The following is a 13,738-nucleotide window of genomic DNA, read 5'->3' on the forward strand; positions in this document are numbered from 1 at the left end:
CCCGCTCATGTTGCTCGCTCCACCAGCATCGCTATTCCTTGCCCGCCGCCGATGGCGCAGGCCGCCAGGCCCAATGCCGGGCCTCCGGGTTGCAGCATTCGAGACGCTAACCGTACCAGCAGAATTGCGCCCGATGCTCCCCACGGGTGCCCCATGGCGATGGCTCCGCCCTCCGGACAGATGCGGCCTTCGTCGAGACCCAAATCATCCGAGACCGCGAGCACGACCGACGCGAACGCCTCGGTGATTTCGACGGTGTCGATGTCGGCGAGGCGCACCCCGGTGCGGGCGAGTAGCTTCTCGATCGCCGGAACCGGCCCGAGCCCGGGAAGAGCCGGGTCGGACCCTGCGACCGCACTGCCGAGGATGCGCAACGCGGGCATCCCGGCTGCCCGCTCGGCCGTGGTGACGGCCAGAACTGCTGCGCCGTCGGATATTCCGCACGAATTGCCCGCGGTCACCGTGCCGTCGGAGGTGAAGGTGGGGCGCAGCCTGCCAAGCCGCTGGGCGGTCATGTTGGGGCGGATGCGCTCATCGGTTGCGACGTCGTTCACAGTGACGATCTCGGCCGAGAAGTCGCAGGCCGCCGCGCGCGCGAACGACCGCGCCGCGTAGGCATCTTGCCGTTCGCGCCCGATATCGCGGATTCGCGCGAGGTCGTCCGCAGCAACACCCATGTCCGGGTCCTCGAAGCCGTTCGGCGCGAACGGGGCTCGGGTGTAGCGGACGGGTTCTTCGCCGTCGACCGGTGGCCAGAACCGCCACGGGCTGGTGCTGGCAGATTCGACGCCACCGGCCAGAATCAGCGTCTCGTCGCCGCTGCGGATGCGCGACGCGGCCTGCATGACGGCGTCGAGCCCGGATCCGCACTGCCGGTCGACGGTGACTCCTGGAACGCCGACTCCGAGGCCCGCGAGCAGTGACGAGACACGTGCGACGTCGCCGCCGGGACCGAGGCAGTTGCCGAGGATCACGTCGTCGATCGGCATGTCGAGTGAGCTGATCTCTGCTGCAACGGCTTTCAGCACGGGAGCAGCCAACTCGGGGGCGGTGACATCGGCGAAGCCGTGCCCGGCGATACCGATTGCCGTGCGTTTCGCCGCAACGATGACGGGGATGTTCACAGCAGGGATAGTCATTGCAGGGTCGTTCCCTGCAATGCCCCTCGCGCGATCTTGCCGCTCGAGGTGCGGGGTAACTGCTGCACCACCGTCCAGCGTCGCGGCAGTGCTTCCTTGGCCATTACTGCGCGAGCGTCGGCGCGAACGAGGTCGAGGTCGCGGGTTCCGTCGAGTTCGACTACGGCAGTGACTGTTTCGCCGAGAACCGCGTGCGGTGTGCCGATCGCTGCCGCAGCTCGGACGCCGTCGAGTGCGGTCAGGATGTTCTCCACGTCCTCGGCGATCACGGTGGTTCCGCCCACGTTGATCGCTGCATCCCCGCGGCCGTGGACGAGAAGTTCGGAGCCGTTGAGTTCGGCCAGATCACCGACGCCGAACCAACCGCGCGCACCGAGCGCAGCGTACGGCGATCGGACGAACAGGTACCCGTCCTCGGTGCGTGCTTCGACGTCTCGGAGCAGTCTCAGTGACGTGCGCTCGCCCACGACTCGTGCCGCCACCAGCGACAGCTCCGCCGAGCCGTAGTACTCGACCAGCCTGACTTCCTGCGCCGAGATCGTCTGTGCAGCAGCATCGTCGAGGCCGGCCCCGGCAGCGACGGCAACCCGCGCACGAGGCATCTGGCGCAGGACGTCACGGAGGACCGCAGGCACCGCATGAACGGCAGTGGCCTGCGCAGGATCGTCGGTGACGCAGGCACCCAGCCACAAAGCGTGCACTGCGGCGAACAGGTGCATCGTGGCGTGCAGCGGTCCGGTGATCAGAACGGTGTCGGTCGGTCGGATACCGGAGATGTCGGTGAACTCGGGGAAGCTGTCCACCCACGACGCGACGGTGCGCGCGAGCGGTTTCGGGCGGCCGGTGGAGCCCGAGGTCGCCACCAGTAGGAACGCGTCGGGACTCGGTTCCTCGGCACGTTCCGGTCTGGTGGCCGGATCCTCGACTCGCACCGCGCTGCCCTGCCTGGCCGCCGCGAAAACGCAGATCAACGCGTCCGGCAGATCCAATGCTGACGCGTCGTGTGATCGATCCCCGTGCACCGGGAGGTGAGGCCACTGCTCGACGGCTGCTTCGAGGTCGGCGTAGGTGAGGGTGCGACCCGCCCAGGCGACAGCGGTGCTGTTGTCGCGACCTCGACCTCCCAGCGTCAGAGTCACGCCTTGATCAGGCCCGGGTACGCGCGGTGGACGCTCTTGGCGACGACGGTGGCGACGACGACCTTGGCAATGTCACCGGGCAGGAACGGTCCGTTGGACGTGACGGCGGCCAAGATTCCGACGTCGGTGCGTAGAACGAGTCCGATGATGCCGAATGCGTAGACGACCAGGATTCCGCCGACCGCATTGATCAGCAGGCCGAGCACGATCGAGTACTTGGGCAGGATGCGCGCAGTGAGCAGGCCGATCAGGAACGCGGCCGGTATCCAGCCGATGAGGTACCCGACGGTGGGCCCGGCCATGGCTGCGAGGCCGGTGCGTCCACCGGCCAGCAGCGGCAGACCGATCATCGTCAGGGCCAGGAACACCAGGACTGCGGCAGTGCCCTTGCGGGGTCCGAGGATGGCACCGGACAGGATGATGCCGAGGGTCTGCAGGGTGATGGGGACGCCCGAGAATCCGACCGTGATCGACCCCGGCAGGCCGAGAGCAGCGATGAGTGCAGCGAACACCGCAATCTGCGCCATGTCGCGGGCGGAGACGTTCATTCGGCTGACCTTACGGCTCGGCGGGCGAGTACTGCTGTCGACATCTGACACGGTTGGCTCCTCGAGGAGTGGGGCGGTGACCTGCCCCAGAGACTTGAACGGCGTTCAAGGTAGCAGGCCAGCGGCCTGTGCCACACCGGCACGGTGTTGTTCAGAAGGGTGGAGGGTCGTATCGGGTGCGGTCGAATCGCACGCGCGCATGGACGACACGACAGTGTTCGAGGTAGGCCCGCCGCTTCTCCGCCAACTTTCTTCGGTCGATATCCGTTGCTGCAGAGCGGAAGTCGTCGAGAGTCGGCGGTGCACACCCGCTGTATTCGAGCTCCCAGCGGGTGGGTTCGACCGGACTCGCCCCTGGCCGAGCCGAAGCCCTTCGCCGTCGACGGGAGGGCCGGGGAGTTGCGATGCACAACTCGGGCAACGTGACTCTGCGCAGACCGAGGGAGTTCGACCACAGAATCGTGCCGCCTGCGAGCATCACCGCAGACCACGCCCCCGAGGTCTTGGCCTGATGATGGAACACGCACACCGGCTGAAGATTGGTCACGATCGTCCAACCGCCGCGCTCGGGATCGTCGTGATCGAACGGAACCAGATGATCGATCTGGCACCGGGCCGACGGCACGTCGCAGTTCGGGAACGTACACGTGCGATATGCAGCCCGAACGAACGCGGCGACGCGAGCGCCTGGCCGGTACGTCACCGCCGACTTCGACGGAGTGGACTCGCCGCCATGACCGTCAGGAAAGATGCCGCGAGCACGCTCGGGCTGTTCGACGATCCATGCAAGCCACCGTGCGACGAGCCCATCGCGGACAGACTCCTCCCCCAGTAGCGGGACTGCAGGTGGGAGGCAGTGGGCAACCACGAGGCGCACGGACGGAAGCTCGGCGGCACCACGCACCCGGCCCATGCCGACGACCCGACGCAAAAGCGACGGAGCCGTCGAGAACGCCCCTAACGGACTCGACACCGAACCCGGCACACCGCCACTGCGGACGCCGGCACGGCCAGGGCCGGAGCCGGCAACACCGTTCGGCTGCCCGGGGCCGGAGTCCGAACCACCATCGGGGCGTTCCGGGGCCGGTCCGTCGGGGCCGCAAGTGCTGCCACCACCGTCGAGAGGGCCACCACCGTCGGGGCTGCACGTGCTGCCACCACCGTCCGGACCGCCATCATCCGGGCCACCATCGTCCGGACCACCGTCATCGGGGCCATCATCGTCTGGACCGCCGTCATCGTGGCCACCGCTGTCCCGGCCATCGTCGTTCGATCCGTCGTTGGCCGTGTTTCTCTGTTCGGGCTTCAGCATCTCGACCAGCTCGGTCAGCAGCGCCTGCCACTTCGCGTCGGTAGCGACGATGCGCGCCACTTCGGGGTCGATGGGCGTGCCGTCGGCGAGGATTGCAGGCTCCGAGGACAGTCCCAGCAGCGTCTCCACCGCCACCACGATCTGGAGGAGATGGCCGCGCCGAGGAGGAATGTCGTCGGCAGCGCCGGCCACCGGGCAGTCATCGCCGCGATCGCATTGGCATGCCAGTGAATGCTCGCCGTGCAGCAACGCCATCAGACCCGCTGCCCGTAGCGTCCCTGTCGATCGTGGGTCGCGCTTACAGACCGTCCCGATCATCTCGACGATGAGTGCGTCCGCTTCCGCTGCCTCGAGGTCGGTGATCTTCGCAATGAGCGACGCGATCCCACCCGGACCGGTGCGGTCGATTCGCACACCGACTTCCTCGGACTTCGCGGTCTCGCGGGCAGCTGCGGCACCGACCGGATCGGCTTTCATCCACAGCCGCCAGATCCGGTTGCGCAACGCCTGCGGACGCATCCGGCCACCCGCCGCACAGACCTCGTGCTCGATCGCTGCAATGGCCTCGTCACCGGCGCGGTGCAGCACCGAGGTGATCGTCACCACCGTCGACCAGTCGAAGCTGCCGGTCACGAAACGCAAGGCGGTCAACGGCATTCGATGCAGACGCTCCGCGACTTCGTGCACCACGGACGCATCGCGACGCGTTCCGGTCATCGTCACGGCCAGATCGCACAGAGCACCGCGGACGGTCTCGCCCGGATCTCCGCCGTCCACTTCGGCTGCTTCGAGGCGCATCTCGAGCACGTCGCAGTACGCGAGCACGGTCGCCGCCCGAGCAAGGTTCTCGGTGACACGGTTGAGCGCGATGACGTCGAGGAACCCCGCAATGCAGTCATCGACCGGTGGCGTCTCCGCCACCCCCCACCCACCGGCATCGAACATGATTTCGATAGTACGAGAGGGGTCTGACAAAAAACTCGGACGAACAATTCGAGCCGTATCGGTACAACTACAACCGTGGCCGGCTACACGATTCGCGACATCCGTCCGGGCGACGAAGAGCAGCTCGGCACAGCGCACGTGGCGATCTGGAAGGCGACGTACGCGGGAATGATGAACAGCGCCAAGCTCGATGCGATACGCCCTCGCGACCGCATCGGACGATGGGAGCAGATCATCGCCCGCCGCGACGAGCAGTCGAGCCGCGGTGTGCGGACCCGCTGCGCCGTCGACACCGATAATTCACGCATCGTCGGTTTCGCCACCGGCGGTCCACCACGCGACGACAATCCGCCGGCGTCGACCGAACTGTGGTCCCTGAACGTCGTGCCCGAGCACCACGGCACCGGAGTCGCAACTGAACTCATGGCCACCGTCATCGACCGGGAGGTATCCGCATACCTGTGGGTGGCAGCGGCAAACGAGCGTGCTGTGGCGTTCTACCGCAAGCATCGATTCGAGCTGGACGGCACCGAGAAGTTCGACCCGCTCTGGGAGTGCCTCGAAGCCCGCATGGTCAGGGCTTGACCGGCGGTTCTCGTCTGGACTCGTCGGGATCGAGTTTCTCGGGGTTCAGGACCACCTCGGCCACCATCGGAGTCGTCTCGACGGTCGTATCGCCGTACCGAACGGCCACAGTGTTCGGCAGGAACGCCTCCAGCGCACGCGGGGTGAGCCACCACAGCAGCGCCGTGAACAGAATCAGAATGTTGATCCACTGCAGAACGGTCGCCGCATTCTCGGATGGAATCACTCGATCGAACACCTGGATGTTCATCACCAGTCCGTGGACTGCGATCAACACCCACAGCCGCCGGTAGCGATAGAACACCCAGACTGCCGCGGCACCCCAGCACAGTGCCCACAGAAATCCGCCGCCACCGAAGTACATGTAGAGAAGGCCTCGCATCGTGGCCGACAACGCCATGATCGCCCAGATCGGGAGCCGGCCCACGAGCAGCAACACCGGTAGCGCCACCAGAATCGGCTCCTCGCGTAGACCCACCGCGAGCGCGGAAACCACAGCGAGCCAATCGGATTCGACCGAGGCCGGAACCGAGAAGCTGAATCGGACGATGTCCATGCGAGACAACACGAGCAGCGAAGCAGACGCGGCACCGATCGCGGCACACCAGGTGAGCGCGGCCTTGAACGCGGTGCCCCTGCGGGCCGGCCACACCGCAGGCAGCTTCCGACGCCGAACGAAACAGACAACGGCGATCGCCACAGCACCCACCGTCACCTGCGCCGCGCCAACCGCGAGATCGGCCCACTGGTCACCCATCGAGAGCGTCGGTGCCGGCGCGTCGGGTTCACGGAAGCGCCACAGCGCGCCCATCAGGCTCACCGAGTAGACGACAACCCAACCGGCCACCAGACCCAGAACCATCACCGTGGTGCCGGCAGCAGTCAGAGCACGCCGAGGCGAGCCAGTAGCGAGCCCCGCGTCGACACCGGTCGTCACAGGTCACCACCATTCCGCTCGATACAGATCGCCGAACAGCTTGTTTATCACGCCTGAGCCGAGAATTCAGTACCGTCCCGGCGATGCCACTCACGGCCGAGAGTCACGCTCGGATTCATCGCTCGAATCCTTACGGCCGACGATGTCGTCTCGCAGCTCCGCGAGCAGCCCCTTCTTCGGGGTGCCGCGACGCGATTCCCATACGTCCACCATCGCGAGCACCACCAGAACACAGCCGATCGGACCGCCCTGGAACCAGAACACCTGCAGGTCCCAGAAGAACAGCGCCAGCACAGCGCCGGCGACAATCATGACGATGCTGCGCGTATCTCTTGCGTTCATCGTGTTTCCTCCCATCGATTCAGACCAGCTTCAATTCGATCGCCGCATTCGCGGCCAGTAGTGCGCCCACCACGAGCAACGCCGTCGCCGACACGTCCCCACTCCAGCGATCCACGCGCCGGAGCAGAGTTGGTGCGATCGACGAAACACGCTCCTGCACAAGCACTCTGGCGGCAAGTAGGACAAGTGCAGGTGAGAGTGTCACGAGCACGTACGCCGCGAGCAGCAGCGACGAGAACCCCCACCCCAGTCCGGCATCACGTACCGCGTCGATCGCTGCGAAGTAGGGAAGCATCGTCGCCACCTCCATCGCGCCCAAAACGACCGCGAGCAGAACAACCCCGCGAACACTTCCCGGAGGCCGCGTCCACCACGCACTGCTGGGGACTCGGCGCCGACGGTCGCAGACCACCCCCACGAGCAGGATGACAACACCCACCGCCAACCGAATCCACGCGTCGCCAGGAATCACCACACTCAGGCCGTCGATGGCCGCCCAGACGGCGATGCCGACCCCGAGGTAGAGCAGTCCCACCACACCCAGATGCAGCAGAACGACACGCGCCCGGAACGACGGCCGCAGCATCATCCACAGCGGAACCGCAAGAGTTCCGACGCCGATGCTGTCGACCAGCGCCAGTCCGGCCAGCTGAATTAACACAGCTGTACCGTAACAGGATTTCGATACAAGCGTGTTAAAACAATTCCCCGTGCTAGAACAGACCGATGCCGAAGATCGTCGACCACGACGTACGCCGGGCGGAGATCGTCGCCGCCGTGTGGCGCGTCATCGAACGAGCAGGGATGAACGGGGCGACGGTACGCAGCGTCGCCGCCGAAGCCGGCGTCTCCCCCGGATCACTGCGGTATTACTTCTCCGACCAAGGAGAACTCGTCCTCTTCGCGGCCGAGGCCATGACGCAACGCGTCGTAGCGCGGTTGGAGGCGCATCCGACCGACGGCGACGGCCTCCTTCGCGCGATCCGCGTCCTCGAGGAGCTGCTGCCCCTCGACGAGGACCGCAGCGTGGAGGCGTCGGTGTGGCTGGAAGCGATCGTGCGAGCCAGATTCGACGAGCGACTCGCCGCGCTCAAGACGGCCGGGTGGTTCGGCAGCCGGTACCTGTGCCGGCTCGCGTGGGCGCACCTGCACGATCTCGATCGACCGAATTCCCCCGCCTTCACCTTCGACAGCGCGGCGGACGAACGTGCAGCGGCCGAACTGCATACTTTCGTCGACGGGCTGACCCTGCAGGCGGTGACTTATCCCGAGCAACTCGCGGCCGACGAGGTGCGCCGGTTGTTGCGAGACCACCTGCAGACGCGGCTCTAGGCCGTCTTCGCAGCCGCGACGAATCCGGCCTGATCCGTTACTCGAGGTAACGTCGATGGGATGCATGTGTCCGACCGCCTCACCGACCACGTTCCCCAGCGATGGCTCGAGCCCCTCGTCAAGCACGCCGAGGCCCTCAAGTTCCTCATCGTCGGAGCGATCACCTTCGTCGTCACCGTCGTACTGTTCTTCGGCCTGAAGTGGACGATCCTGCAGGACAAGCCGGTGACAGCGAACGTTCTGGCCGTGCTGATCGCGACGATCGTGTCCTACATCCTCAACCGGGAATGGTCGTTCACAGCGCGTGGCGGACGACGTCGTCACCACGAAGCAGCGCTGTTCTTCGCCGTCGCAGGAACCGGCCTGGCAATCAACCAGCTACCGCTGTGGGTGTCGAGTTACATGCTGGATCTGCGGTCACCGAACGTGTCCTTCCTCACCGAGAACATCGCCGACTTCGTCAGCGGATCCATCATCGGCACGTTGCTGGCAACCGCATTCCGATGGTGGGCGATGCGCAAGTTCGTCTTCCCGGAGCAGGTGGACGTTCTCCCCGATCCCGCCGCCCTGACCGTTTACGGTGGACGGCATGGCGACCACTAGGACCCTTGTGCTGATGCGGCACGGCAAATCCGGCTACCCCGACGGAGTACCGGATCACGAACGGCCCCTCGCCGCCCGCGGCCGACGCGAGGCCGCACTGGCCGGAGCCTGGATCACCGAGCACGTCGGCAAGGTCGACGCAGTGCTGTGCTCGACGGCTCTGCGCACTCGAGAAACCCTGGTCGCCACCGGTCTAGGCGACTTACCCACTCGATTCGAGCGAGACATCTACGGCGGATCCGCCGACGAGATCATCGACGAAGTTCGGTTGGCCGACACCTACTTCGACGACGTCACGGTATCCACCTTGCTGGTCGTCGGGCATGAGCCCGGAATCCCGTGGACCGCACTCGAACTGGCCGCGGACGACGACACCGACCTGGCCCGAGAGGTGCGACACCGCTTCCCCACCTCGGCAATCGCAGTGCTGACCACCGAGGCGTCCTGGGCAGAGCTGGCCGCAGGCTCGGCAACCATCACAGAGTTCTGCATCCCGCGCGCCGAGCAGTGATCAGTGCTGGTCGGTAGTCAGCGGTTCCTGAGGTAGAGGTAGCCGGCACCGCCCGCGGCGATCAGCAGAATCAACGCGGCGGGGAACCCGAGCAGCCACCACACCACCGCCAGCACCACCAACGCGGGCGCGGCGGCGATCAACGCGATGCCGGGATTCTCGCGAACCGTCTCCAGCGCGGACTGTGCATGCACTCTGTCGATCTTCTTGCCTGCCATGACGGACTCCTGTTGCCTGCTTGTCCTGTTTGCGTACTTCCACAATAGCGCGCCCGACTACGACTTTCGGTGGAGCGCAGCGTCGTACCTTCGGCCGAACCACCAGGTACGACGCCTCCGCGGGGGTACCGCGCACGCATCGGCTGCGGTGAGATCTGGTCCATGAACAATCCGATTCTGCTCACCATCGCGATCTGCGAGGTCGGCTTCTGGGTTCTGGTGATCGGTGGCCTGTGCTTGCGCTACCTGGCACGCATGAGACGGGCCAGCACGATCACGCTCGCCCTTCTCCCGGTCCTCGACATCGTTCTGATCGCGGCCGTGGCGCTCGATCTGCACCGGGGCGGCGACGTCGAATTCGCGCATCGCCTCGCCGGCATCTACCTCGGCTGGACCGTCGTGTTCGCGCACTCGACGGTGGCCTGGCTCGATGTGCGCTTTGCGCACCGATTCGCCGGTGGACCCGCACCGGTCAAGCCCCCGAAGACCGGTCCGCAGGCCTACCGCAACGAGATCCGGGGATTCGTGAAGTGGCTGATCGCCGCCGCCATCGCGCTGGTGATCACCTACGCATTGGCCCACACCGTGGCAGACTCGGAGCAGGCAGCAGCGCTGAAGACCGTGATCCAGCCGCTCGGCATCATCACGTTCTTCTGGTTCGTCACCGGACCGCTGTGGGTGCTGGGTTCCAAAACTGCGGGTACGAAGAGCTCGAGCTCGAAAGATGCGGCAGGAGAACGGAGTCGACTCTGATGCTGGGTGGTTCCCGGGTACTGGGCTTTCACCGCGCAATGCGCACGTTTCGCCCGTCCTGGCGCCCGCGCAATCCCGTGGTATTGCCGATCGAGATGCTCCTGGCCACGCTCGTCTACGCCGGATTCCAGCTCTCCACGGGCATGGTCGGTGACACCGGAGACGAACTCGTCAGCAGCCCACCCCTGATCGCGGTGAGTGTCGTTGCCCTGCTGGCGATGACCGCGGTGACGTGCGTGCGCCGATCCTTCCCCGTCACGGCATACCTGTCGGTGGTGGCGATCAGCGTCGCACTGATTCTGGTTTTGCCGGACCGGACTCTCGGGTTCACCCCGCTGTACTGGTTCGCCATCGCCGCCTTGGCAATTCGGGTGACCGGGCCACGCCTGTTCGCCCCCATCGCCGTCGGGCTGATTCTCGAAATCGCTGTCAGCGTCGACACCCGCCTGTCCTACCCGGATGCCGCGGCCGGCCCCGGTGGCACGATCGGCGTGGTCGCCGAGCAGATCGCGAACCTCGCCATCAACTACACGGTGCTCATCGCACTGGGCAAGTACATCGCACGAAACCGCGCGCAGGAACTCGAGAGCGAGGCCGCCCTGGGCCGAGCCGAACTCGAACACCGGCAACGGCTGAACGCTGCCCTGGACAACGAACGAAGAGCCATGGCACGCGAACTGCACGACGTCGCAGCCCACCACCTGACCGGCATGCTCATCCAAGCCAAGGCATCGAAGACACTCATCACGAGCAACCCCGAGCACGCACGCGAACTACTCACCGGCGCAATCGGACACGGACAACGCACCCTCGACAGCATGCGCCAGATCGTCGGAATCCTGCGCCCCAGCGAGATGAACAACAGCGCTCCTCAGCCGATGATCGCCGACCTTCCCGAACTGATCGAGCAGTCACGAATGTCGTTCGGGCGCATCGAGATGAGCATTGTGGCAGACAGCGACGACACCGACAGCGCCGTGCAACTGACGTGCTACCGCATCGTTCAGGAGTCGTTGTCCAATGCCCGACGTCATGCGCCGAACTGCGCTGTGCGCGTCGAGGTATCGGATCGATCCTCGGCCATCGAAGTGACCGTCACCAACACGCTCATGCCGGACAGCTCCGAGCTGCGCGAGTCCTCGGGGCAGGGATTCGGCATCCCTGGAATGCGTGAGCGGGCCGCATTACTCGGCGGCACCCTCGATGCCGGATCGTCCGACGACCGCACGACGTGGACCGTACGCGCTCGACTGCCCATCGGCGGGACTATCTCCCGGCCACTGGAGGTGCCTGCGTGATCACCGTACTCATCGCGGACGATCAACCGGTCGTTCGGCAGGGATTCGAGCTGTTCCTGGCCGGCCATCCCGACATCGAGGTCGTCGGGCATGCGAGCTCGGGAAAGCATGCCGTGCATCAGGTGTCGGCATTGCAACCGGACGTCGTACTGATGGACATCAGGATGCCGAACGGCGACGGACTGACCGCAACGCGCGAGATACTGGCGCAGTTCGACAGCGTTCGCGTCATCGTCGTCACCACGTTCGACCTCGACGAGTACGTGTTCGCGGCTCTCGACAGTGGAGCGTCCGGCTTCCTGCTCAAGGACACCGATCCCGACGAACTCGCCGACGCGGTGGTCACCGTCGCCGGCGGCGGATCGGTCCTCTCCCCCGAACTGACTCCGCGCTTGATGACAGAGTTCGCTCGCCGGGGCAGTCCGAGTCGAGCCACTCCCGTTGCACCGCAACACGACCTGAGTCTGCGTGAAATGGAAGTGGTGCAACTGTTGGCGCAGGGCCTGGGCAACAACGAGATCGCGCGTTCACTGCAACTCGAACAGAGCACCGTCAAAACTCACGTCGGCAACATCTGCCGCAAACTCGACGTCAACACCCGAGTGCACGTGGTGATCTGGGCCTACCGCAACGGCATCGCGACGTAGGTCTTCACAGCTAGGCCGCTCTGCGCTCGTCTTCGTCAGCAGTCTCGCTGGTGTCCTCCACCAGTGAAGCGGAGTGGTCGGTGTACTGGAAGTGCGGTCGCTTGTCGCCGATGTACGAGGTCATCCACGACACCACCGCAACGTAGCGGTTCCGGAAGCCGACCAGGTACATCAGGTGCACGGCCAGCCACATGAGCCAGGCGATCGGGCCCGACATGTCGACCTTGCCGAACAGCCGCGCCACAGCGCTGAATCGACCGACGATCGACATGCTGCCCTTGTCGGTGTATTCGAACGGCGTTCCCGCGTCGACCTTCCCGATGATCATCTTCGCAACGTGCCTGCCCTGCTGCATCGCCACCGGCGACTGACCGGGGAGCTTGTTCAACGACGTCACGTCGCCGATCGCGTAGATGTCCTCCGCCGAACCGACCGTCAGGTCGTCGTGTACGAGAAGCCTTCCGGCACGGTCGGTCTCGCAACCGGTGCGCTCGGCGATCGTGGCGGCCAGTTCGCTGGCCTGCACGCCCGCCGACCAGATGACCGTCTTGGCGGCAAAGGTCCGTGAGGTCTCGGTGTCCACGTCCTGCACGGTCACGACGTCGTCGGCGATATCGGTGACCATGGCCCCGGTGACGACGTCGACGCCCGACTTCTCGAGCTTCGTGCGGGCGTACGCGCTGAGCTTGCCGCCGAACGCGGGCAGTACTTCCTTGACTCCGTCGACGAGGGTCACCGTGACGTCGTCGGGTTCGATGTCCGGGAACGAGCCGGCGAAGTAGCGGTGCGCGAGATCCCTGATCTGGCCTGCCAGCTCGACACCCGTCGCGCCTGCACCGACGACGACAAAGCTCAGCAATTCCTTGCGAGCAGCCGGATCGGTTGTCAGATGCGCGGTTTCGTAGCAGCTCAGAATCTGCTCACGCAGAGCGATCGCGTCGTCGACGGTCTTGAGCGCGAACGTGCGGTCCTTGAACTCGTCGCGGCCGAAGTACGCCTGCGTGGCTCCCGTGGCGACGATGAGACGACCGAAGCCGATGGTGTGGCTCTGCCCGGCACCGATGTAGGTGACCTGGTGAGCTTCGGGATCGACGTCGACGACACGTCCGAGACGCACGTCGGCCGAATCGTACTGCGCGAGGATGCGCCTGATCGGCGGGGCGATCTCGCCCGTCGAGAGCATTCCGGTGGCGGCCTGGTAGAGCAGCGGCTGAAAGAGGTGTTCGGTGGTGCTGGAGATCAGCGAGAACGTCACACCGGCCTTGCCCAGAGACTTGGCGGCGGCCAATGCTCCGAATCCCGATCCCACGATGACGACGTCGTACGTTTGCACAGCACTTTCCTTTTCGGCTCGAGTCATTTCCTCTACGAAGAACTACCTCCATGAAACTCCGCCCGCGATGCTCTATCAACGCGGAAGTTGAAATAG

At 65.5% G+C, this 13,738-nt stretch carries 16 protein-coding genes; 7 read left to right on the top strand and 9 right to left on the bottom strand.

The window, feature by feature from the left end:
• Positions 1-5 precede the first annotated feature (5 nt).
• The 4 genes from CH251_RS06840 to CH251_RS06855 all read right to left on the bottom strand — a co-directional run bounded on the left by CH251_RS06840 (position 6) and on the right by CH251_RS06855 (position 5,083).
• On the bottom strand, positions 6-1,139 hold the full coding sequence (locus CH251_RS06840) for a thiolase family protein (protein ID WP_094612455.1): 1,134 nt from the start codon (positions 1,137-1,139) through the stop codon (positions 6-8).
• Positions 1,136-2,278: an AMP-binding protein gene (locus tag CH251_RS06845; protein ID WP_094612456.1), complete on the bottom strand. Its 1,143-nt coding sequence runs from the start codon at positions 2,276-2,278 to the stop codon at positions 1,136-1,138. The genes CH251_RS06840 and CH251_RS06845 overlap by 4 nt, the downstream gene beginning before the upstream one ends.
• Positions 2,275-2,826 (bottom strand): biotin transporter BioY, encoded by a 552-nt coding sequence (locus tag CH251_RS06850; protein ID WP_179273550.1) that lies wholly within the window; start codon positions 2,824-2,826, stop codon positions 2,275-2,277. The genes CH251_RS06845 and CH251_RS06850 overlap by 4 nt, the downstream gene beginning before the upstream one ends.
• 151 nt (positions 2,827-2,977) lie before the next feature.
• A complete protein-coding gene (locus CH251_RS06855) occupies positions 2,978-5,083 on the bottom strand; it encodes an HNH endonuclease signature motif containing protein (RefSeq protein ID WP_094612457.1) in 2,106 nt (701 codons plus the stop codon).
• Between the two features lie 75 nt (positions 5,084-5,158).
• Here CH251_RS06855 and CH251_RS06860 point away from each other — a divergent pair, with 75 nt between their 5' ends.
• Complete coding sequence (locus tag CH251_RS06860; RefSeq protein ID WP_094612458.1) at positions 5,159-5,668, top strand: GNAT family N-acetyltransferase; 510 nt, start codon at positions 5,159-5,161, stop codon at positions 5,666-5,668.
• Here the strand turns inward: CH251_RS06860 and CH251_RS06865 are convergent.
• From CH251_RS06865 to CH251_RS06875, 3 genes are all read right to left on the bottom strand, one after another.
• Entirely contained in the window at positions 5,658-6,605 is a 948-nt protein-coding gene (locus CH251_RS06865) for a CPBP family intramembrane glutamic endopeptidase (protein ID WP_094612459.1), read from the bottom strand. The two genes, CH251_RS06860 and CH251_RS06865, sit on opposite strands and share 11 nt — an antisense overlap.
• A 90-nt stretch (positions 6,606-6,695) precedes the next feature.
• Positions 6,696-6,947 carry a hypothetical protein gene (locus CH251_RS06870; protein WP_143537892.1) on the bottom strand — a complete coding sequence of 84 codons (252 nt, stop codon included), beginning with the start codon at positions 6,945-6,947 and terminating at the stop codon, positions 6,696-6,698.
• A gap of 19 nt (positions 6,948-6,966) precedes the next feature.
• Positions 6,967-7,608 (bottom strand): GAP family protein, encoded by a 642-nt coding sequence (locus tag CH251_RS06875; protein WP_094612461.1) that lies wholly within the window; start codon positions 7,606-7,608, stop codon positions 6,967-6,969.
• A 65-nt stretch (positions 7,609-7,673) separates the two neighbouring features.
• On the opposite strand from CH251_RS06875, the gene CH251_RS06880 reads away from it, so the two are divergent.
• Genes CH251_RS06880 through CH251_RS06890 form a run of 3 tightly spaced genes read left to right on the top strand, consistent with a single transcriptional unit; the run spans position 7,674 to position 9,393 of the window.
• On the top strand, positions 7,674-8,279 hold the full coding sequence (locus CH251_RS06880; RefSeq protein ID WP_094612462.1) for a TetR/AcrR family transcriptional regulator: 606 nt from the start codon (positions 7,674-7,676) through the stop codon (positions 8,277-8,279).
• Positions 8,280-8,339: 60 nt separating this feature from the next.
• Positions 8,340-8,882, top strand: coding sequence for a GtrA family protein (locus CH251_RS06885; RefSeq protein WP_032393981.1), 543 nt, complete (start codon positions 8,340-8,342; stop codon positions 8,880-8,882).
• Positions 8,869-9,393, top strand: a complete 525-nt coding sequence (locus CH251_RS06890; RefSeq protein WP_094612562.1) for a histidine phosphatase family protein — start codon at positions 8,869-8,871, stop codon at positions 9,391-9,393. Before CH251_RS06885 ends, CH251_RS06890 begins: the two co-directional genes overlap by 14 nt.
• Positions 9,394-9,410: 17 nt before the next feature.
• On the opposite strand, the gene CH251_RS06895 is transcribed toward CH251_RS06890, so the two are convergent.
• Complete coding sequence (locus CH251_RS06895) at positions 9,411-9,611, bottom strand: membrane protein (RefSeq protein WP_027498199.1); 201 nt, start codon at positions 9,609-9,611, stop codon at positions 9,411-9,413.
• 162 nt (positions 9,612-9,773) lie between these two features.
• On the opposite strand from CH251_RS06895, the gene CH251_RS06900 reads away from it, so the two are divergent.
• Genes CH251_RS06900 through CH251_RS06910 form a run of 3 tightly spaced genes read left to right on the top strand, consistent with a single transcriptional unit; the run spans position 9,774 to position 12,309 of the window.
• Entirely contained in the window at positions 9,774-10,364 is a 591-nt protein-coding gene (locus tag CH251_RS06900; RefSeq protein WP_094612463.1) for a hypothetical protein, read from the top strand.
• Positions 10,364-11,662: a sensor histidine kinase gene (locus tag CH251_RS06905; protein ID WP_094612464.1), complete on the top strand. Its 1,299-nt coding sequence runs from the start codon at positions 10,364-10,366 to the stop codon at positions 11,660-11,662. Before CH251_RS06900 ends, CH251_RS06905 begins: the two co-directional genes overlap by 1 nt.
• Positions 11,659-12,309 (top strand): response regulator transcription factor, encoded by a 651-nt coding sequence (locus CH251_RS06910; RefSeq protein ID WP_094612465.1) that lies wholly within the window; start codon positions 11,659-11,661, stop codon positions 12,307-12,309. Before CH251_RS06905 ends, CH251_RS06910 begins: the two co-directional genes overlap by 4 nt.
• A gap of 10 nt (positions 12,310-12,319) precedes the next feature.
• On the opposite strand, the gene CH251_RS06915 is transcribed toward CH251_RS06910, so the two are convergent.
• The gene (locus CH251_RS06915) at positions 12,320-13,642 is read right to left on the bottom strand and encodes an NAD(P)/FAD-dependent oxidoreductase (RefSeq protein WP_094612563.1); all 1,323 of its coding nucleotides are present in this window, start codon (positions 13,640-13,642) and stop codon (positions 12,320-12,322) included.
• Positions 13,643-13,738: the final 96 nt, after the last annotated feature.

This window comes from Rhodococcus sp. 06-462-5 (assembly GCF_002258315.1).
Taxonomy (GTDB): domain Bacteria; phylum Actinomycetota; class Actinomycetes; order Mycobacteriales; family Mycobacteriaceae; genus Rhodococcoides.

Excerpts from the sequence above, each read along its gene's own strand:
- CH251_RS06850 (WP_179273550.1), bottom strand. The coding sequence starts at position 2,826 with ATGAACGTCTCCGCCCGCGACATGGCGCAGATTGCGGTGTTCGCTGCA.
- CH251_RS06895 (WP_027498199.1), bottom strand. The coding sequence starts at position 9,611 with ATGGCAGGCAAGAAGATCGACAGAGTGCATGCACAGTCCGCGCTGGAG.
- CH251_RS06890 (WP_094612562.1), top strand. The coding sequence starts at position 8,869 with ATGGCGACCACTAGGACCCTTGTGCTGATGCGGCACGGCAAATCCGGC.
- CH251_RS06880 (WP_094612462.1), top strand. The coding sequence starts at position 7,674 with ATGCCGAAGATCGTCGACCACGACGTACGCCGGGCGGAGATCGTCGCC.
- CH251_RS06900 (WP_094612463.1), top strand. The coding sequence starts at position 9,774 with ATGAACAATCCGATTCTGCTCACCATCGCGATCTGCGAGGTCGGCTTC.
- CH251_RS06885 (WP_032393981.1), top strand. The coding sequence starts at position 8,340 with ATGCATGTGTCCGACCGCCTCACCGACCACGTTCCCCAGCGATGGCTC.
- CH251_RS06870 (WP_143537892.1), bottom strand. The coding sequence starts at position 6,947 with ATGAACGCAAGAGATACGCGCAGCATCGTCATGATTGTCGCCGGCGCT.
- CH251_RS06905 (WP_094612464.1), top strand. The coding sequence starts at position 10,364 with ATGCTGGGTGGTTCCCGGGTACTGGGCTTTCACCGCGCAATGCGCACG.
- CH251_RS06855 (WP_094612457.1), bottom strand. The coding sequence starts at position 5,083 with ATGTTCGATGCCGGTGGGTGGGGGGTGGCGGAGACGCCACCGGTCGAT.
- CH251_RS06840 (WP_094612455.1), bottom strand. The coding sequence starts at position 1,139 with ATGACTATCCCTGCTGTGAACATCCCCGTCATCGTTGCGGCGAAACGC.